Source organism: Streptomyces sp. NPDC048650 (assembly GCF_043199095.1).
Classification (GTDB): domain Bacteria; phylum Actinomycetota; class Actinomycetes; order Streptomycetales; family Streptomycetaceae; genus Streptomyces.
Map to the genome: position 1 here is coordinate 156,596 of NZ_JBICVM010000006.1, position 17,952 is coordinate 174,547.

Here is a 17,952-nt window from a genome sequence, read left to right on the forward strand (position 1 = left end):
ACGATACCGAGCCCGTACCGGGCCCAGTGGGCGGTTTCACCAGCTGGGCGGCCCTGGCGGACGGATCGCCGGCCCACGGGGCGGGCCCCGGGCTCAGCCCTCCAGCAGCGGCCGGCCCACGTAGTCACCGGCCTCCGCCGCGGGCGGCACCGCATACAGCCCGCTCGATTCGTGCCGCAGGAACGCCGACAGCGCGTCCCCGCGGTCCAGCTTGCGCTGGATCTGGGTGAAGGCACGCAGCGGATCGGCCTGCCAGCAGACGAAGAGCAGCCCCGCGTCCGGGGCGCCGTCGTCGCGGAACCCGTCGTGGAAGGAGTACGGACGGCGCAGCATCGCCGCGCCCTGGTTGGACTCGGGCGCCGCGACGCGGGCGTGCGCGTTGGCGGGAACGACCGGCAGTCCGTCGGCACCGGTGGCGTCGAGCCGCATCGGGGTGGTCTCCGAACCGCCGGTCAGCGGCGCCCCGTTGGCCTTCCGCCGCCCTATGACCTTCTCCTGCTCGTGCAGCGAGCGCTTCTCCCACGCGTCCAGCAGCATCCGGATCCGCCGGACGACCGCATACGACCCGCCGCGCATCCACTCCTGGTCGGAGTCCCGCCCCACGAAGATCCGCTCGTCGAAGTCCTCGTCGGAGGGCTTGGGATTGTTGGTGCCGTCGACCTGGCCCATCAGGTTGCGGGTGGTCATCGGGTGCGACGTGGCCCCCGGGGTGCGGTTGAAGCCGTTCATCTGCCAGCGGAGCCGGGCGCTGCCGGACGCGTCCTTCTGGAGTGCCCGCAGCGCGTGGAAGGCGACCAGGGCGTCATCGGCGCCGATCTGGATCCAGAGGTCGCCGTTGCTGCGCCGCGGGTCCAGCGCGTCCGCGGAGAAGTCGGGCAGTGGGTCGAGCTGGAGGGGGCGCCGCTTCGTCAGGCCCGTACGCCCGAAGAAGCTGTGGCCGAGGCCGAAGGTGACGGTCAGCGAGGACGGGCCCGCGTCCAGTGCCACCCCGGTGTCGGCGTCGGACGTGCGCCCGGACATCAGCTCCTCGGCCGTCCGCGACCAGCGGCGCAGCAGCGCGGCCGCCTCCTTGCGGCCGGCGCCCGGCGCCAGGTCGAAGGCGACAAGGTGCCCGCTGGCCTGCAGCGGTGTGGTGATCCCCGCCTGGTGCCGCGCACCCGCCGGGCGGAAGGCGACTTCCGTCGAGCCGAGTGAGGACAGCGCCCGGGGCGCGTCGCCCTGTGTGGCCGAGGCCCCGATGGCGCCCCCGGCCCCGCCGGCGACGAGGCCGGTCGCGCCCGCCGCCCCGACGGTGCCGAGCAGCCGGCGGCGGGAGAGTTCGACGGACGGCGGGCCGCCGGCCTCCGGGGCGGGTTCTGCGGGCGCGGGGTCCGGCCTGCCGGTCTCGGCGCCGGCCCTGGGGCCGGTCCTGGGGCCGGTCTTCGGGCCGGTCTTCGGGGTCTGCTTGCTCATCAGCCGATCTTCACGTTCTTGAACTCGGTCACCTGGTCGATGTCGGAGGTCCGTACGAGCAGCGAGAGCTGCCAGCGCCCGGGAACCGGCAGCTGGACACCGCTCGCGCTCCAGTGCCCCTTGCCGGTGTGCCGGGGCGCCACCGGGAGCGGCCCCAGCTTCTTGGCCTTGAGGGTGAAGGAGACCTTCACCTCGGGGACGTCCATGGTCCTGCCCGACGGATCGGCGATGCGCAGCCGCAGTGCGTTACCGCTGCCGCTGCGCCCCGGGTCGAGGTCGAGGCGGGCGGTGCCCTTGCCGTTCGGGCCGCCGGTGTCGAAGGGGATGGTCAGCACCTGCGGCTGGTTGGCCGCGGTCGACTGTGCGGCCCCGCTCGCCTCGACCGCCTCGGCGGTGCGGGCCGGTTCGGTGGCGGTCAGCACGGTGGTCACGGCGAGCAGGACGACGGCCACCGACGCCTCGGCCAGCACGGATCGCCGCAGTCCGAGCCGCTCCGGGTCGGCGTCCCGCAGCCGCTTGGTCCGGGCGGTGCGCAACGCGACCTGCTGGCGGGCGAGCTGAACGGCCCGTGCGGGGTCGGGTGCCGGTGCGGGGTCGGGGGCGGATTCCGTGGCCGGTGCGGATTCCGTGGCCGGTACGGGATCCCTGTCCGCTGCCGTGCCGGTGTCCCCGTCCGTTCCCGTGCCCCCGTCCGTGCCGGTGTCCGAGTCCGTCGCGGCATCCTCCGGCCGGATCTCTCCCAACCGTGCGGTCCACCGCCGCGACACCCACGCGATCGCGACGAGGACCAGTACCAGGCCCACCTTGAGCAGCAGCAGCCGTCCGTAGGTGGTGCCGGTCAGCGCCCGCCAGCTGCCGACCTGCCGCCAGGACTGGTAGGTCCCGGTGGCCACCAGGACCAGTACGGAGCCGAACGCCATCCGCGAGAAGCGGAGTACCGCGGCCCGTTCGACGGCCGGGCCCCGGTAGAGGGACACGACCAGGGCCGCCAGCCCGCCCAGCCAGGCGGCGACGGCGAGCAGGTGCAGTACGTCGACCGGCATCGCGACGGCGGTCTGCAGTCCGGTGGAGGCGTGCTCGGCCATCGCCCAGGTGGCGGCGAGCCCGGCGGCGACGATCACCCCGCCGACGCCGAGGCCGAGCGTGAGGTCCTTGCGTCGCTTGGCCTCCTCGGCGACGTCCACCTCCAGGTCGGCGTCCTCCGGTTCCAGCGTCCGCGCGTACGCCCCGAACAGCACCGCGATGAACAGCGCCGCGGCCGCCAGCAGCAGCAGCCGGGAGACCAGCGCGGCTCCCGGTTTGGTCAGCAGCACCTGCTGGAGGGCGCCGAAGTCGAAGATGTCGGCGAGCTTGCCGGACCCGGTGTAGGGCCCGCGCAGCAGCAGCATCGCGATGGTGGTGCCGGTCAGCACGGCCCAGCCGTGGACGATCAGCCGCTGTACGGACCGGACGAGCGCGGCGGCCGGGCGGCAGGCGACGACGAAGGCCGCGCCGCCGGCCAGCAGCACGAAACCGGCGTAGGCCAGATAGCGGGCGATGCCGTAGAGGGCGCCCACCGGGCCGCCGCCGGCCTCCTGCTGGGGGAGGGCGGCGGACGACTTGGAGGGCGCGCCGATGGAGAAGGTGAAGGCGCCGGAGACCGGATGGCTGTCGGCGGAGACCGCCTGCCAGGCGACGGTGTACGTCCCGTCGGGGAGCCCCGGTGGCAGCCCCGCACCGTATTTGACGACGCTGCCGCTGCACAGATTGCGCAGCTTGCCGCGGTCGACCCGCTTGCCCTTGGGGTCGAGCACCCGGATCGAGTCGTCGCCCATCGCCACGCCCTCGGAGAAGGTGAGCGAGACCTGTTCGGGGGCGCGGTCCACCACCGACCCCTGGGCGGGATCGCTGCCGGTCAGCGCGGCGTGCGCGGAGGCCGGTACGGCGCCGCCGAACAGCGCGCCGAACAGCGCCGCCACGACGACCAGCAGGCGCAGCGCGGCGCCCCGTCGCGGCCCGGGGTCGGTGATGGCCACAGCCATGGTGATCGCTCCCTGTTTCCTTGACTCCCGCTGCTTCTTCGCTCCCGCTACTTCTTCGGTTCGAAGTCGCCGGCCTTGACCGGGACGTCCACCGTGATCGGGTCGGAGGTGGCGAAGTGCAGCTCGACGGTGACCGTGTCGCCCTCGGCCGGCTTGTCCTTCAGGCCCATGAACATCAGGTGGTTGCCGCCGCGGCCGAGCCTGAGCTCCCCGTTGGCGGGCACGTTCAGGGACTTGACCTGCTCCATCTTGTTGCCGGTCGTCCGGTGGATCGAGATGTTCTTGGACAGGTCGCTGGTGACCGAGGTCAGCTTGTCGGCGGTGCCACCGGAGTTCTTGACGACGAAGAACGCGCCGGCCATGTTCTGGGTGATCGGCTGCGGCATGTACGGGTCGGCGACCTTGAGCTTCGGGGCGCTGTCACCGCCGCAGCCCGCCAGCGTGAGGCCGGCGGCGAGGGCGAGGGTGACGGCGAGGGTGGTGCGGCGGTTCACGGGTTCTGCCCCTTGATGATCTTCGGAAGTGCCTTGGTGTAGTTGGCGGAGGTGGCCTCCTGCATGCCCATCCAGTGGATCTTGTCGTCCTTCGGGGAGCTCAGCAGAACCTGTGCGCCGTGCGTGGAGACGACGTCGCCGTTCTTCTTCTTGACCGGCTTCTCGATGCCGATGTTCGCGCTGCGCGCGCCGGCCTGGATGGTGTCGAACTTTCCGGTCAGGCCGATGAAGTTCTTGTCGATGCCGCCGAGCCACTTCTTGAGGGCGGCCGGGGTGTCGCGCTCCGGATCGGACGTCACGAACACGACGCGCAGGTCACGCTGTTCGGCCTTCGGCAGCTGCTTCACCGCGACGGCGAGATTGGCCATCGTCAGCGGGCACACGTCCGGGCAGTTGGTGTAGCCGAAGTAGACCAGGGTCGGGTGCCCCTTGGTCTTCTCCAGCAGGTCGTACTTCTTGCCGCCGGTGTCGGTCAGGACGAGGTCGGGCTTCGCGATCGGTGCGTCGAGCGTGACGATCGGCTTGGAGTTCGAGCCGGAGACATCGGCGGCGGGCTTGCCGCCGTCGTCGCCGCAGCCGGTCAGGGAGAGGGCCGCGGCCGCCGCCAGGGCGGACGCGAGCAGGGTCCTTTTGCGCATGGGTCCTTCTGAAAGGGGGGTGGTGGTGCCGGGCCGGCGCGGGTCGGGCGCCGGCCCGGTCGCTGATCAGGCGCTGCGGCGGCGGCCGGCGAACAGGCCGAAGCCGATGCCCACGATGCCGACGACGATGCCGACGACGGCCAGGACCCGCGCCGTGGTGTCGCTGTCGGCCGCAGGCTTGCCCGCGTCCGTGGCCTTGGCGTCCGCGGTGGCGTTCCCGGCGTCCCCGCCGTCGTGGCCGTCGCCGGCCGGCGCGGTGAGCTTGAGCACCGGCGCCGGGTTCTCCGGCTCCGGGGCGCCCTCCTTCGTCGGCTCGATCCAGCGCACGACCTTCTTGTTGTCGTACGTCTGCAGGGCCTTGAAGACGAGCTGGCCGGCGTCCTCGGGCAGCTGCCCGACGGAGACCGGGAACTGCTGGAACTGGCCGGGCTCGACGCCCTTGCCGTCGGCGGTCCAGGTGATCTTCGAGGGCGCCTCGGTGATCTTCTCGCCGTGCATCTCGAGCGGCTTGGCGAGCTTGGCCTTCTTGACCTCGACCTTCCAGCCGGGCACCGGCTGCGGCATCACGGACGCCAGCGGGTGGTCGGTGGGGAGGGTGACCTCGAGCTTCACCGTCGAGGCGTCGTCGCGCTCATTGGGGACCTTGAAGTTGACGGTCGCGTAGCCGCCCTTCTCCGCCGTACCGGGCTGCACGCTGACGTGTGCGAAGGCCGGCGCGGCGAGCAGCAGCACGCTGCCCGCGGCGACGCCGCCCACGATCGGCAGTCGACGGGCGAGGCGGCGGGCGGCGGTGGATGCGGCAGCAGGGCGCGACATCTTCGACATAACGAAACACTCCAGGAAGGAGAAGGCACCGGAGGTGCGGGTAACGGGGTGCTGTGCGGCGCGCGTGCGGCGACGGCGCGAGCCCGTACCCTCCCCCAAGCCTCGAGGGCATGGGAGAGGCCCCCACGTGGGAGCGTGCTTCGCGTACGTCAGGCCGCGAGGGCGAGGGTGGGTGGCCCTCGCCTGACGACACTGTGGTGGAGGGCGACCCGCTGCGGCCCAGGTTTGTCATCCCCGTACGAAACGGGGGCGCGCCGCACCTCGTCGTGCGCCGCGCCGAGGCCGGTGAGCAGCGCTCGGACGAGCGTGAGCACCGCGTGCAGGGCACCGACCAGCGTCCGCGCCGCGATCTCGCACGCCGCCGGGGCCGACAGCCGCACCAGTCGCCACAGCGACGCCTCGCCACGCCGCAGCAGCCAGCCGGCGGCGAGCGCCGCGAGCAGATGCCCCAGCAGCATGGGCAGCGAGGGGAGCAGGCAGTGCGACATCATCGCGCCGCCGGTCATCGCGCCGGCCGCCTGATGGCCGGCCGCACCGACGGAATCGGCCATTCCGGTTGTCCCGCCACCGGTACCGGCGGGTCCGAGGACGCTGTCGGCCAGCGCCGGGTCGAAACCCCCGGACCCCAGGATCCGCCGCGCCTCGGTGCCGCCCAACTGCCCGGTGCCCAGCCCGCAGGTGACATGGCGGGCGAGGGAGACGGCCGCTTGGTCGGACAGTCCGCGCAGGCCGCCGGTCCGCGTCGCGGCGGCCGTCGCCATCGGGTGCTGCCCCAGCGCGAACAGCGCGTGCAGGGCGAGCTGGCCCACGGCCAGCGCGGCCGCAATGCCCGGCAGCGAGCGTTCCCGCCCGGCCAGCCGGGCCGCGACGGAGAACACCGCGGCGAAGGCGACACCCAACGTCCACACGGGGACGGCGGCGAAGGAGGCCATCATGTGCCCGGCCGCGGACAGCGCGACACAGACCGCGGTGAAGACCGCGGCCCTCAGCAGCCGCAGATCGGCGGCTGCGCGCGCGGCGGGGGCGGGCGGGGCAGACATGGCGGCGACATCATCCCACTGCCCCGCCCACCCGCCTACGGCAGGGCGGGGCTCGGTGCCGCGTTCGGGGGCGGCACCGGCGCCCGGTGGGGCGCGCGGGGGCGCCAGGGGGTCGGTACGTCGCCGGCCGTGCGCTCGTTGCCCGCATCCGCCGAATGAGCGGCGTCACGTCCGGAGCAGGCTTACGGACCATGGGGTGCGGCAATAGGTATCGGTATGTCTAGCGGTGGCCAGGAGGCTGGAGCGATGAGCATCTGGTGGTCCCTCCAACTGCGACGCGAGGCTGCGAGCGTGCCGCTCGCCCGTCGTCTGCTGCTGGGCACGATGGAGACGGCCGGCGTCGACCCGGACATCTGCTACGACCTGTCGGTCGCCCTCTCCGAGGCCTGCGCCAACGCCGTCGAACACGGCGGCGACGCCACCGGGGACTACCGCGTCACGGCTTTCATCGACGGCGACACCTGCCGTATCGAGGTGACCGACTCCGGCCCCGGTTTCCGCGGCCCGCATGCCCCGGCCGCCGTCCCCACCCCGACACAGGCCCCCACGGACGCCGAGGACGGCCGGGGGCTCTTTCTGATCGAGGCGCTCACCGACCACGTCCGCTACCGCAACCGCACCGGCAGACGCGGCGCCGTGGTCAGCTTCGACAAGATTCTCAAGTGGCGGGAGGGCGCGGCGCTGCCGATGGCGTCGTGACACCCCCACGGGCGCTGCCCTCCCTCCACCGGCGTCCCTTCCCGGCGCTTCTTCCCCAGCGGTGCCCGCCGCCCGCGCTCCGTCGCCGGCGCCGCATCCGCCGATCTCACCCGGCGCTCGGCGGAAAACCGGTCAGGTAGCCGGCGCGCAGCGCTCGGCGGCGCTCGGCGGTGGCGAGGCGGTCGGCGGCCCAGCGGAAGAAGTCGTCCTCGAGGGCGTCGATCGCGTCGTAGGCCGGGTCGAACGGTTCGGGGACCGGTGCCGGGTAGCGGAGGGCGAGTTCACGGCCGTGCGGGCCCGTGACCGTGAAGAGCCGGGTGCCGCCCGCCGCCGCGTCGCAGCGCACGGTGACCGTCGCGCAGTCCCAGCGCCGCTCCCCGTACTGCAGCCACAGCCTCTCGCGGGCGGCGAAGAGGGCCGCCGTGCGGGCCCCTTCCGCCGCCTGCGGGGCGGGCCGCACGAAGCCGTGACGGCGGCCCGCGGCGGGCGTGATCCGCCCCGACCGCAGGTCCAGCGCCCAACCGCGGTCGTGCCGCCCGTAATCCTGGAGGACCACTATGTGCGAGTCCCTCACTGGTGCGGCTCCAGACCGAGTTCGCGGTCGACGGCGGGGCTGGTCCTGGTGGTGGCCGCGATGACGTCGGGCCAGTTGCCGTACTTGGCGTACAGCTGGTCCGCCGTCGGCCCCAGCGGATTGCCGTACTTGATCGTGTTGCGCTCTTCCAGGACCTGCACGGCCTCCGGCGACATGCCGGCCCGGGTGATGTCCTTCGCGTCGTTGCGCATCGTCACCAGCACCCTGGCGATCTCCTCGTCGGACCTGCCCTCGGCCCGCATCTCCTGCTCCACCTCCCGCATCCGGTCCAGCAGGTGGTGATAGCGGATGCGGACCTCGCGCGCTGCCGCCCGCTCCTGCGGCGTCATCTCGCGGATCCGGCACACGACGGGGTCGGGGCTGGTGCAGGTCGCGGAGCGGGCGACGTACGGGGATGCGGCGGGTACGGGGTCCGCTGCGAGGGCGGTGGAGGGGGAGAACAGGGCGGCGGTCAGGGCCGCGAGGAGGGTGAAGATCAGGAAGAGCGAGGGCCGCCTGCGCTCAACGGCGGCCGGGGGAGGGGAAGTTGTTCCTGGCATGCCTGCATCGTCGCGGCGCGGGGCGCGCGGGAGGCGGAGGAGCGGCGGGCGCGTACAGGTGAATCCCGCTCACTCGGCGGCGCATTCGCGTCGGACACCCGAACCGCGGGAAGGGGGCGGTGCGACCTTTGGCGGATGCCGCGGGGCAAATGCCTCACCGCGGTGTCAAATCCGGGCGAACGCCGACAGGCGTCGCTTGGCCGGAAAGGGCCACTGTGCACGGTGCGCAACGCCGTCTCGCAGCGTGAGGACCTCCCCCGCGGCGTCCCCTGCCCCTGCGAGACCGGCGTGCACCAGGACTAACGCGAAGTTGCTCGCGTTAATCTGTCTCGGACAATACTTGGCGTGAACCCGCACTGCAATACGGAGGTGCCATGACCACTGCGCACCATGCCTCCGGGGAGACCCGCCCCGGGGGACGTACGGCGCGGACCCGCCAGGCCGTACTGACCGCCGCCTTCGAGGAGTTGGGCGAGGTCGGGTTCGCCGCGCTGAGCATGGAGAAGGTCGCTCAGCGCTCGGGAATTCACCTTGCGACGCTCTACCGGCGCTGGCGCGGTGTCGGGGGCCTGGTCTGTGACCTGCTGACCTGGCTGAGCGCCGATGTGCCGCTGCCCGACACCGGCAGCCTGCCGGGGGACCTGCACGCCCTGTCCCGCTCGATAGGGACGTTCTACGGCGACGAACGGATGCGCGCCCTGATCGAGGCGGTGGTCTCGGCGGCGGCCCGCGACCCGCAGGCCGCCATGGTGCTGCGGACGTTCTTCGCGGACCGACTGAAGCTCGCCGGCGAGATGGTCGACCGCGCCGTCGACCGCGGGGAACTGCCCGCCGACACGGACCCGGAGCGGGTGATGGCGGCCCTCGGCGCGCCCTTCTACTACCGCATCCTGATCGCCCGCCGCCCCGTCGACCCGACCCTGGCCGAATCCGCCGCCATGGCGGTCTGGGCGGGGGTCCGGGCGGGCGCCTACACGAGAGTGCCGGCCCCGGAGGGCGAGGGCGCCGCGGCGGGCCCGGATGCCGAGGACGCCCGCGACACCCCGGACACGCTCGACGGCCGGTGATCCCGCCCCGCGGGTCACCGGCCGTCGCGGTCGTGCGGCGTTACTGCGCGAGCAGCCCCGCCATCCACGCCTCGACCTCGTCCGACCGCCGCGGCAGGCCGGCCGACAGGTTGCGGTTGCCGTCCTCCGTCACCACGATGTCGTCCTCGATGCGGATGCCGATGCCGCGGTACTCCTCGGGCACCGTCAGATCGTCCGCCTGGAAGTACAGACCGGGCTCGACGGTGAGGACCATGCCCGGCTCCAGGGTGCCGTTCACATACGCCTCGGTGCGGGCCGCGGCGCAGTCGTGGACGTCCAGGCCGAGCATGTGGCCGGTGCCGTGCAGGGTCCAGCGGCGCTGGAGGCCCAGCTCCAGGACGCGCTCGACCGGGCCCTCGACCAGGCCCCACTCGACCAGCTTCTCGGTCAGCACCCGCTGCGCCGCGTCGTGGAAGTCGCGGAAGGCGGCGCCGGGCTTGACCGCCGCGATGCCCGCCTCCTGGGCCTCGTACACCGCGTCGTAGATCTTGCGCTGCAGGTCGGAGTAGCGGCCGTCGATCGGCAGCGTGCGGGTGACGTCGGCGGTGTAGAGGGTGGTGGTCTCCACGCCGGCGTCCAGCAGCAGCAGGTCGCCGGAGCGGACCCGGCCGGTGTTGCGGACCCAGTGCAGCGTGGTGGCGTTCGGGCCCGCGGCGCAGATGGAGCCGTAGCCGATGTCGTAGCCCTCGACGCGGGCGCGCAGGAAGAACGTGCCCTCGATGTAGCGCTCGCTGGTGGCCTCCGCCTTGTCGAGGACCTTCACGACGTCCTCGAAGCCGCGCACGGTCGAGTCGACGGCGTTCTGCAGCTGGCCGATCTCGAACTCGTCCTTGATCACCCGGGCTTCGGAGAGGTACACCCGCAGCTCTTCGTCGCGCTCGGCGGTGATCTTGTCGTGGAGGGCGGTCTCGATGGCGGTGTCGTGACCGCGGACGATCCGGACCGGTCCGGTGGCCTCGGTCAGCGAGCCGGCGAGGTCGCGGACGTCCTTGCAGGGAACGCCGAGCAGCGCCTCGGCCTCGGTCAGGCTGTGGCGGCGGCCGACCCACAGCTCGCCCATGCCGTTGAGCCAGAACTCGCCGTTCTCACGGTTGGAGCGGGGGAGACGGTAGAGCGTCGCCCGGTGGCCGTCGGCCGCGTTCCTACGGGGTTCCAGGACCAGCACGCTGCCGTCGGTCTGGTCGCCGGTGAGGTAGACGTACTCGGTCGCGGCCCGGAAGTTGTACTCGGTGTCGTTGGAGCGGGTCTTGATGTTGCCCGCCGGGATCACCAGGCGCTCACCGGGGAAGCGCGCGGACAGCGCGGCGCGGCGACGGGCGGCGTTCGGGGCCTGCTCGATCGGCTGCAGGTCGCGCAGCTCGGTGTCGGCCCAGCCGCTCTTCATGTTCTCCGCGAGCTCGTCCGAGACGCCCGGGTACAGGCCGTTCTTGCGCTGCTTGATCGGCTGCTCTTCCTCGTCCGGGGTCTCCGGCGTGAGCTCGTCGGTCACAATGCCTCCTTTTAAGATGGAACCGCCATCCATCGTATGTGCGGACGGGCAGCGGTCCAGGGGGCGGAGGGTGTGACCTCTCCGGCTTCCCGGCCGTACGGAGAGCGGGCGGCCTGCTACTCCTCGAAGCGTGCGGCGAGCAGCACCACGTCCTCCTCCGACATCGGATCGGCCAGCCCGCCCTGCGGCAGCAGCGTGCGCACGATGTGTTCGACGATCGCCTCCGGGTCGTGCCGGCTCGCCTTCGGGACGCTCGTGGCGGCGGCGTGCAGGTGGGCGAACGCGCGGTCCATGGGCTCGCCGGTGCGGTGCAGCAGGCCGTCGGTGTAGAGCAGCAGGGTCTCGCCGGGGGCCAGCTCGAACTCCACGCTCGGCGCTTCCCAGCAGGCGAGCATGCCCAGCGGCGCGGACAGCGTCGTCTCCACGAACTCGGTGCGCAGCTCGCCGAGCACCAGCGGCGGGCAGTGGCCGGCCCCGGCGAGCATCAGCTTGTGGGGGAACGGGTCGTCGAGGCCGGCCGGCATCGGCGGTGCGGGCGGTCCGCCCGGCGCGCCCGGCGGCGGCTCGGTGAAGGCGAACAGCGCGGTGGCGCTGCGGGCGGGCTCGGTCAGCCGTAGCAGCAGCTCCAGGTCGGAGAGGACCGCGACCGGGTCCTCGCCCTCCATGACCGCGTACGCACGCAGGGAGGCGCGCAGCCGTCCCATGGCCGCCACCGCACTCGGCCCGGAGCCGGTGACCGACCCGACGGCCAGCCCCAGTGCGCCGTCCGGAAGCGGCAGCGCGTCGTACCAGTCGCCGCCGCCGCGCGGGCCGGTGCTGTGCCGCACCGCGAGCCGGACGCCGGGGATCCGCGGCAGCCGGCTGGGCAGCAGTTCCTCGCGCAGGGTCGCGGCGTCCTGCTGGCTGCGGTGGAGTTCGAGGAGTCGGGCGAGGTGTTCGGCGGCGTGTGCCCGGTAGAGGCCGATGAGATGGCGCTGGCGGTCGGTGGGGGCGGCCGGCTCGTCGTAGAGCCAGACCGCGACGCCGGTCCGGCCGACGGGTTCGGCGGTGAGCGGGACCGCGTAGCTGGCCGCGTAGCCGAGCCGGGCGGCGACTTCGCGCAGCCGGGGGTCGAGGTCCTTCTCGCCGGGGATGTCGGGTTCGGAGATCTCGGTGCGGGCGTCCGCGTCCCCGTCGGGACGGGTGGCGTCGCCGGCGTCGGGCTCCGGGAGGCCGTCCAGTATCCGCGCGTACGACAGGGCGCGGCGCGGCACGGTCTCGATGTGGCCGATGTCGGCGTGGCCGAGGCCGAGGCCGATGGTGGTCTCCGGGCCGAGGCCGTCGGCGGGGGCCAGGACGACCAGGCCGCGGCGCGCGCCGACCAGGGAGGCGCCGGCACGCAGCACTTCGTGCAGGGCCTCGTTCAACGTGCGGGTGCCCGCGAGCTGTTCGGTGAGGTCGTGCAGCGTGCTGAGGTCGGAGATCCAGCCGGCGAGCCGGTCCTGTACGGCGGCGATGCGGTCGACGGACGAGACGTCCGGGGTGCCGGGCGCGGCGCCGCAGGGCCGGCCGCTCCGGGGGGAGCCGGGGGTTTCGGGGGAGTCGGGCGAGGTGTCCGCTGCGGCTTTTGGCGTGAGCGGATCGGCAGTGTGCGCGGGGGCGGGAAGCGCTGGTTCGATTCCAGCCACTTTCGGTACGTGAGGGACGGTCATGGCCGACGGCTCATGTCCGGCCTGATGTCACACCAGGTCAGGCCGCATTTTGTGAGGGAGTGCGGCATTTTGTTGAGTGATGCTGTGCAGTATGTTTGACCGCACAATTTACTCAATAGCATCGCAAACCCCCATGTCATGCTGCTCCGCTATCAATGCCTCCACATGTACACGCACCAGCGATGCGATGTCCAGCATTGTCCCGATGGGGTTTGTGGTGTCAACGAGGTCTGTAGATTGGCCTGAAAATAGCCCACCGGGCGTCAATTTGAGGTCGACTGACGCCCATCGACAGCGCGTCATATGCACGATGGCGGGTACGTACTCGGAAAGGTGCGGGGCCAGTTGAGCCTGCACCGGAACCCTCCAGCGGGCGCGGGCGTCTCATACGACGACGACCGTGACGCACTCCCAAGTGGCGGGATTGCACCACAGAACCGCAAGCGCCATGCGTGCGCCACCCTCCGCCACGTTCCACGCTCGATGTACGGCGTGATGCGCTGCCTTGTACACGCGGTGACAAATGATCCATGTGGTGTGGTCGGCTCCCGGGGCCAGTGATCAGGCAGGACGGACCCGGCCGGGTGAACACCACACAGCGGCCGACGAGAAGCAGCACGTGAAGAAGCGTGACGTGACACGTATGCCGCGGCATGTAGTGCGATGGACATAGCCCTCGGCGTTAACGGAAAGGAACGAGCGCTCATGCGCGAGATCCTCGGAAGGCGACGCAAGCCCCTGTTCCGGCGCGGTGGACGGTCGGCGCTGCTCGGTGCGGCGCTCCAGTGCGCCACCGAGTGGCGGTGGCCCGTACTCCCGGGTGTCGGTCTGCGGTCCGGTGGGCGGGGCGCCCGCCGGTGCGCCTGTCCCGACCCCGACTGCGTGGTGCCCGGCGCGCACCCCTTCGACCCCGGGCTGCTGGCGGCCACGACCGACGAGCGGATGGTGCGCTGGTGGTGGGCGAACCGCCCGGACGCCCCGGTCGTGCTGGCCACCGGCGGCCGCGCCCCCTGCGCGGTGAGCCTGCCGGCCGTCGCCGGGGCACGGGCGCTGGCGGCCCTGGACCACTTCGGCGTACGCATCGGCCCGGTGGTCGCCACGCCCACCCGCTGGTCCCTGCTCGTATCGCCGTACGACCTCGCGGAGTTGGGCGAGCTGCTGCACTCCCAGGACTGGGTGCCCAGCTCGCTGCGGTTCCACGGCGAGGGCGGCTATGTGGTGCTGCCGCCGTCCCAGATCGCCGCCGGAAAGGTGCACTGGGAGCGGCCGCCCGCCGCCGGGCCGGACGGCCCCTGGCTGCCGGACGTGACGCAGGTCGTCGACGCCCTGGTGGCGGCGAGCACCGGCACACCGGACGGCGGCAGCCGGCTCGCCTACTAGGCCCGGGTGGGTGTCGGGAAAGTGGCGCTCCGGAAAGAACACCCGGATGGTTCACCCGTACGGGTGTGAGCGGTGCGCCCGACTACGGGAAACGGGTGTCCGGGCGCACGGGGAGACCCTCGGGGCCCGATAGGTTCGGCGCACCGTCAGGCCGTCGTCGCGACGGCGCTCCTCGCCCCGCAGGTGGTCCCATGCAGCGTGCGCCGAAAATCCGCCTGCTCTCTCTCGCGGGTACCGCCGCGCTCGCCGTCGCCGTACCGCTGGCCGTCGCATCCGCGGGGCCGGCGAACACCGCGGAACGGGCCGACGTCGCGCTCGCCGGGCGGGTGGCCGCGCCCGGGGCGCCGGTGGGCGAGGCGCGCGGCGGGGCCGCCACCGGCAAGCTCGGTGCACGCCGCGCGAGGGCCGTCGGCATCGGCAAGGCCGAAAATGGCGGTCGCACCCGTGATCCCCTCGCCGTGCTCGGCCTCCCACTGCTCTCCGGCGACGGCCGCCGCACGTCCCACTGCGGACCCGAACTCGCCTCCGCCCGGCGGATCGAAGCCCAGACCTGTGTCCTCGCCGAGAAGGGGCTGACCTGGGCGCGGACGTACTACCGCAATCCCACCGGCGACCCGCTGCGCGCCGTGCTGACCCTGCTGCGGCCGGACGGCCGCAGCGTCCAGGTGCACTGCGAGGTGCCGGCGGCGGACGAGCCGGGGGTGTGCGAGACGCCGACCGGCGCGACCGTCCACGAGGCGCGGGCGGCGTACGCCGCGGTGGCGGAGTTCTCGGACGCCGCTGAGGAGCGGCTGCTGCTGCGCTCGGGCGGCAACTCGGCGCCGGATGGCGGGGGTTCGGGAGCGCGGCGGGCGGACTGAGCGCCGGGCCGGGTCCGGACATGGAAGCGCCCGGTCGCTGGCGACGGGGGATGCACCAGCGACCGGGCTTCTAGAACCGTAACAAGAGATCGGCACTTCGCAAATTCGATCGTGGATTTCCGGACGCCTATTTACCGGTGCGTAGGGGCAGTTGTGACCGGTGTCACTCCTGAGGCGTCCGGGCGAGGCGCGATCAGCTCAGGGTGATCTGCCGGTTGGTGAGGCCGCCGCGCGCCCGGCGCTCCTCGGGGGTCAGCGGTGCGTCGGAGTCGAGCGCCTTGGCCAGCCGCTCGGCGAACGCCGTGGCCGGCTCGGCCACCTCGTCGGCGCCCATCGAGGACGGCAGGTCCCAGACCGGGACGACCAGACCGTGGGCGCGGAACGAGCCGACCAGCCGGGTGCCTTCGCCGAGCGAGGAACTGCCCGCGGCGTGCAGCCGGGCGAGCGCGTCCAGCAGCTTCTCCTCGGGGTACGCGGTGACCCAGCGCAGATGGTTCTTCTCCGGGGCCTCGCACCAGTACGCGCCCTCCAGGCCGGGGATCCGGGCGGTCGGGATGGCCGCGGCGTTGGCGCGCTCCAAGGAGGCGGCGACCTCGCCGGTGGCACTCTCGGCGTTCTCCACCCAGAACTCGAAGCCGGTGTGGACGGCCGGCTCGAACGGGGCGTCCGGGTCGAGGAGGTCCTGCAGCCGCGGGCCGTCGGCGGCGGGGCGGCCGGCGGCGACCGGGTTGCCGGGCTCGGCCTCCAGCGCGCGCTGGAGGGTGTCGGCCAGGTCGCGGCTGATGTCGCCGGAGGCGGTGTCGTTCTGCAGCCCGAGCAGGACCGCGCCGTTGTCGCGGCGCAGCGCCGGCCAGGCCATCGGCAGTACGGTCGCCAGCGTCACCGACGGGACCCCCTCGGGCAGCCCGCCCTTGAGCGTCAACTCGACCGTGGCGGCGGGCACCAGCTCGCGCAGCGCCACCCAGTCGCACTCACCGCTCAGGCCCTCGAAGGGGCGCTGCACCAGCTCGGTGACGGCATGCGCCGCGTGCCGTCCGTGGCAGGCCTTGTACCGGCGGCCGGAACCGCAGGGACAGGGCTCGCGCGCACCGACGACGGGAACGTCGCCGTCCTTGATCTGCGGTGCTGCGGCCTGGGGCTGGGGACGGCGCTTCTTGGCCATGGCGACGGTGTCTCCTGGTCGTTCCTGGGCGTGCGGATGCGCCCGGAGGCGTTGCAGCCCCTGCGCGGACGCGTTTCGGCGCGAGCCTAGAGGAGCGCGTCCGAAAATGCGCCGCATGGGCCACCGGGGCCCCGCCGCGCCGGTCGTGGGCCGGTCCGCGAGCGCGGCCGTCGCCCGGCGGTCCCGGCCGGGGCCGCCTACAGCTCGTCGAGATCCGCGAACGCCAGCTCGGGCGGCAGACCGCCGAACGGTCCCCCTGGGAACGGGGGTGTCAGATCCACGCGCGTAGCGAAGGAATCCTGGAGCGGCAGGACCGCCCAGACCGTCACCTCGCTGTCGGCGGTGTCCCGTACGCCCCAGTCCTTGGCGAGCGACCGGATGATCGCCAGGCCGCGGCCGCCGTGCGCGGTGACCGACGGCGTGGCCGGAAGGGGCCGGGTCGGGCCGCCGCCGTCCGTGACCGCGACGGTCAGTCGGCCCTGGCCGTCGATACGCCAGGAGGCCCGAACGGACTCCCGCAGGGCGCCTCGTGCGTCACCGGCCGACGGTCCGTGTCCGTGTCCGTAAGTCGGCATGCCGTTGTCGTAGAGCGGACGCGCATGGCGACACGCATTGCTCAACAGCTCGGAAAGAATAAGAACCGCGTCATCGACGACTGTGTCCTGAACGCCACTTGCCAACAGTTCGTCACGCATGCGCCGCCTGGCCATGCCCACACCTGCCGGACCATGGGGTACGGCCATGATCGACGACGTCGGCACCTCTTGTGCCACCAACAACGCCACCCCCGAGACCTCCTTTGCCCCACGCCACGGGTTGAATGCCCCAATGGACTGGACCGGAAACCGGCCAAGCGACACGCAGTGACGCACTCAAGACGATCGGATACGGGCCGAATGCGCCGGTGCACACCCTGTGAAGTGCTTTAGGTAAAGCCGAGTTGGGTTCGAACCTGTTTGGGGCGGTTCGTGATGACCGCGTCCACGCCCAGGTCCCGGCACAGCTCGACATCCGCCGGTTCGTTGACGGTCCATACGTGGACGCGGTGGCCCGCGCGGTGTGCCCGGGCGACGTAATCCGGGTGCGCGCGCAGGATCCGCACGCCGGGGCCCGCGATGCCGACGCCGGGGGGCAGTCGGCCGTCGCGGTGGCGCGGGGTGAGGAACTGCATCAGATAGACACCGGGGATGTCCGGGGCGGCGGCCCGGACGCGGTGCAGCGAGCGGGCGGAGAAGCTCATGACCCGGACCGGCGGGGGCGCGTCGGCCGGCCTGGCCGGTTTTGTGTGCCCGAACCGGTCGAGCAGCTCGACCAGCCGCTCCTCCACCTGTCCGGCCCAGCGCGTGGGGTGTTTGGTCTCGATGGCCAGCTCGATCCGGCGGTCCGCGTCGGCGACCAGTTCCAGCAGCCGTTCCAGGGTCAGCACGGACGTCCGCTCGGGGTCCTCGTGCTGCCGGTCCGGCACCTCGTCCGGGTCCAGGGTGTCCGGGCCGAACGCGCCCTCTTTCCAGGACCCGAAGTCGAGGCTGGCGAGATCGGCCAGTTCCAGGGCGGACACGGCGCCGCGTCCGTTGGAGGTGCGGTTGACCCGGCGGTCGTGCACGCACACCAGGTGCCCGTCGGCGGTCAGTCGGACGTCGCACTCCAGGGCGTCCGCGCCGTCCTCGATCGCCTTGCGGTAGGCGGCCAGCGTGTGCTCCGGGGCGTCCTCGGAGGCGCCTCGGTGGGCGATGACGGAAATGGCCGGCGGACTCGAACGGACGTCCTGGACGGGGCGTACATAGTTCACCGAGTTATCGTGCCATCCACCACGGGAGGGACGGTCACGCGGTGCCCGGGGGGACGGGGCGGCGGGCGTCCGGATTGTCCGGCATAAAGGATGAGGGCACAGTCACAGCCTCGGCTTACGGCGCTCTGACGCGCGGTGGGAAAGGCTGGGGGTGGTGTCGTGGTGGTACGTACGCCCGTAACCGGCCGCG

At 72.6% G+C, this 17,952-nt stretch carries 17 protein-coding genes; 4 read left to right on the plus strand and 13 right to left on the minus strand.

Going from position 1 to position 17,952, the window contains the following annotated elements; all coding sequences use genetic code 11:
• Positions 1–93: 93 nt before the first annotated feature.
• The 6 genes from efeB to ACGFML_RS18635 form a co-directional block, all read right to left on the minus strand.
• Entirely contained in the window at positions 94–1,452 is a 1,359-nt protein-coding gene (gene efeB / locus ACGFML_RS18610) for an iron uptake transporter deferrochelatase/peroxidase subunit (protein WP_393544933.1), read from the minus strand.
• Positions 1,452–3,473, minus strand: a complete 2,022-nt coding sequence (locus ACGFML_RS18615; protein WP_393544935.1) for a copper resistance CopC/CopD family protein — start codon at positions 3,471–3,473, stop codon at positions 1,452–1,454. The genes efeB and ACGFML_RS18615 overlap by 1 nt, the downstream gene beginning before the upstream one ends.
• Before the next feature lie 47 nt (positions 3,474–3,520).
• On the minus strand, positions 3,521–3,967 hold the full coding sequence (locus tag ACGFML_RS18620) for a copper chaperone PCu(A)C (protein ID WP_393544937.1): 447 nt from the start codon (positions 3,965–3,967) through the stop codon (positions 3,521–3,523).
• The gene (locus ACGFML_RS18625; protein ID WP_393544939.1) at positions 3,964–4,605 is read right to left on the minus strand and encodes an SCO family protein; all 642 of its coding nucleotides are present in this window, start codon (positions 4,603–4,605) and stop codon (positions 3,964–3,966) included. The genes ACGFML_RS18620 and ACGFML_RS18625 overlap by 4 nt, the downstream gene beginning before the upstream one ends.
• A gap of 66 nt (positions 4,606–4,671) precedes the next feature.
• Positions 4,672–5,430: a YcnI family protein gene (locus ACGFML_RS18630; protein ID WP_393544941.1), complete on the minus strand. Its 759-nt coding sequence runs from the start codon at positions 5,428–5,430 to the stop codon at positions 4,672–4,674.
• 149 nt (positions 5,431–5,579) lie between these two features.
• Positions 5,580–6,470, minus strand: a complete 891-nt coding sequence (locus tag ACGFML_RS18635) for a hypothetical protein (protein WP_393544942.1) — start codon at positions 6,468–6,470, stop codon at positions 5,580–5,582.
• A gap of 246 nt (positions 6,471–6,716) precedes the next feature.
• Here ACGFML_RS18635 and ACGFML_RS18640 point away from each other — a divergent pair, with 246 nt between their 5' ends.
• Positions 6,717–7,169: an ATP-binding protein gene (locus ACGFML_RS18640; protein WP_393544943.1), complete on the plus strand. Its 453-nt coding sequence runs from the start codon at positions 6,717–6,719 to the stop codon at positions 7,167–7,169.
• Positions 7,170–7,275: 106 nt separating this feature from the next.
• Here the strand turns inward: ACGFML_RS18640 and ACGFML_RS18645 are convergent, their stop codons facing one another.
• Together ACGFML_RS18645 and ACGFML_RS18650 are read right to left on the minus strand one after the other, a co-directional pair.
• On the minus strand, positions 7,276–7,743 hold the full coding sequence (locus ACGFML_RS18645; protein ID WP_393544945.1) for a hypothetical protein: 468 nt from the start codon (positions 7,741–7,743) through the stop codon (positions 7,276–7,278).
• Positions 7,740–8,303: a hypothetical protein gene (locus tag ACGFML_RS18650; protein ID WP_393544947.1), complete on the minus strand. Its 564-nt coding sequence runs from the start codon at positions 8,301–8,303 to the stop codon at positions 7,740–7,742. The genes ACGFML_RS18645 and ACGFML_RS18650 overlap by 4 nt, the downstream gene beginning before the upstream one ends.
• Positions 8,304–8,677: 374 nt before the next feature.
• Between ACGFML_RS18650 and ACGFML_RS18655 the strand changes: the two genes are divergently transcribed.
• Positions 8,678–9,370, plus strand: coding sequence for a TetR/AcrR family transcriptional regulator C-terminal ligand-binding domain-containing protein (locus tag ACGFML_RS18655; RefSeq protein WP_393544949.1), 693 nt, complete (start codon positions 8,678–8,680; stop codon positions 9,368–9,370).
• A 40-nt stretch (positions 9,371–9,410) separates the two neighbouring features.
• On the opposite strand, the gene ACGFML_RS18660 is transcribed toward ACGFML_RS18655, so the two are convergent.
• On the minus strand, positions 9,411–10,880 hold the full coding sequence (locus ACGFML_RS18660; RefSeq protein ID WP_393544951.1) for an aminopeptidase P family protein: 1,470 nt from the start codon (positions 10,878–10,880) through the stop codon (positions 9,411–9,413).
• 116 nt (positions 10,881–10,996) lie between these two features.
• A complete protein-coding gene (locus tag ACGFML_RS18665; RefSeq protein ID WP_393544952.1) occupies positions 10,997–12,571 on the minus strand; it encodes a PP2C family protein-serine/threonine phosphatase in 1,575 nt (524 codons plus the stop codon).
• 705 nt (positions 12,572–13,276) lie between these two features.
• On the opposite strand from ACGFML_RS18665, the gene ACGFML_RS18670 reads away from it, so the two are divergent.
• Together ACGFML_RS18670 and ACGFML_RS18675 are read left to right on the plus strand one after the other, a co-directional pair.
• A complete protein-coding gene (locus ACGFML_RS18670) occupies positions 13,277–13,951 on the plus strand; it encodes a bifunctional DNA primase/polymerase (protein ID WP_393544954.1) in 675 nt (224 codons plus the stop codon).
• A gap of 191 nt (positions 13,952–14,142) precedes the next feature.
• The gene (locus ACGFML_RS18675) at positions 14,143–14,811 is read left to right on the plus strand and encodes a hypothetical protein (protein ID WP_393544956.1); all 669 of its coding nucleotides are present in this window, start codon (positions 14,143–14,145) and stop codon (positions 14,809–14,811) included.
• Between the two features lie 193 nt (positions 14,812–15,004).
• Here the strand turns inward: ACGFML_RS18675 and ACGFML_RS18680 are convergent, their stop codons facing one another.
• The 3 genes from ACGFML_RS18680 to ACGFML_RS18690 form a co-directional block, all read right to left on the minus strand.
• Positions 15,005–15,973 carry a DUF5926 family protein gene (locus tag ACGFML_RS18680; protein ID WP_393544958.1) on the minus strand — a complete coding sequence of 323 codons (969 nt, stop codon included), beginning with the start codon at positions 15,971–15,973 and terminating at the stop codon, positions 15,005–15,007.
• A 197-nt stretch (positions 15,974–16,170) separates the two neighbouring features.
• Positions 16,171–16,845: an ATP-binding protein gene (locus tag ACGFML_RS18685; protein ID WP_393544960.1), complete on the minus strand. Its 675-nt coding sequence runs from the start codon at positions 16,843–16,845 to the stop codon at positions 16,171–16,173.
• Positions 16,846–16,898: 53 nt separating this feature from the next.
• Positions 16,899–17,762 carry a glycerophosphodiester phosphodiesterase gene (locus ACGFML_RS18690; protein WP_393544962.1) on the minus strand — a complete coding sequence of 288 codons (864 nt, stop codon included), beginning with the start codon at positions 17,760–17,762 and terminating at the stop codon, positions 16,899–16,901.
• Between the last annotated feature and the right edge of the window lie 190 nt (positions 17,763–17,952).

What these genes read in the sequence shown, in the direction of transcription:
- efeB (WP_393544933.1), bottom strand. Translation starts at nt 1,452, where the DNA reads ATGAGCAAGCAGACCCCGAAGACCGGCCCGAAGACCGGCCCCAGGACC.
- ACGFML_RS18615 (WP_393544935.1), bottom strand. Translation starts at nt 3,473, where the DNA reads ATGGCTGTGGCCATCACCGACCCCGGGCCGCGACGGGGCGCCGCGCTG.
- ACGFML_RS18625 (WP_393544939.1), bottom strand. Translation starts at nt 4,605, where the DNA reads ATGCGCAAAAGGACCCTGCTCGCGTCCGCCCTGGCGGCGGCCGCGGCC.
- ACGFML_RS18630 (WP_393544941.1), bottom strand. Translation starts at nt 5,430, where the DNA reads ATGTCGAAGATGTCGCGCCCTGCTGCCGCATCCACCGCCGCCCGCCGC.
- ACGFML_RS18635 (WP_393544942.1), bottom strand. Translation starts at nt 6,470, where the DNA reads ATGTCTGCCCCGCCCGCCCCCGCCGCGCGCGCAGCCGCCGATCTGCGG.
- ACGFML_RS18640 (WP_393544943.1), top strand. Translation starts at nt 6,717, where the DNA reads ATGAGCATCTGGTGGTCCCTCCAACTGCGACGCGAGGCTGCGAGCGTG.
- ACGFML_RS18650 (WP_393544947.1), bottom strand. Translation starts at nt 8,303, where the DNA reads ATGCCAGGAACAACTTCCCCTCCCCCGGCCGCCGTTGAGCGCAGGCGG.
- ACGFML_RS18655 (WP_393544949.1), top strand. Translation starts at nt 8,678, where the DNA reads ATGACCACTGCGCACCATGCCTCCGGGGAGACCCGCCCCGGGGGACGT.
- ACGFML_RS18665 (WP_393544952.1), bottom strand. Translation starts at nt 12,571, where the DNA reads ATGACCGTCCCTCACGTACCGAAAGTGGCTGGAATCGAACCAGCGCTT.
- ACGFML_RS18670 (WP_393544954.1), top strand. Translation starts at nt 13,277, where the DNA reads ATGCGCGAGATCCTCGGAAGGCGACGCAAGCCCCTGTTCCGGCGCGGT.
- ACGFML_RS18675 (WP_393544956.1), top strand. Translation starts at nt 14,143, where the DNA reads ATGCAGCGTGCGCCGAAAATCCGCCTGCTCTCTCTCGCGGGTACCGCC.
- ACGFML_RS18680 (WP_393544958.1), bottom strand. Translation starts at nt 15,973, where the DNA reads ATGGCCAAGAAGCGCCGTCCCCAGCCCCAGGCCGCAGCACCGCAGATC.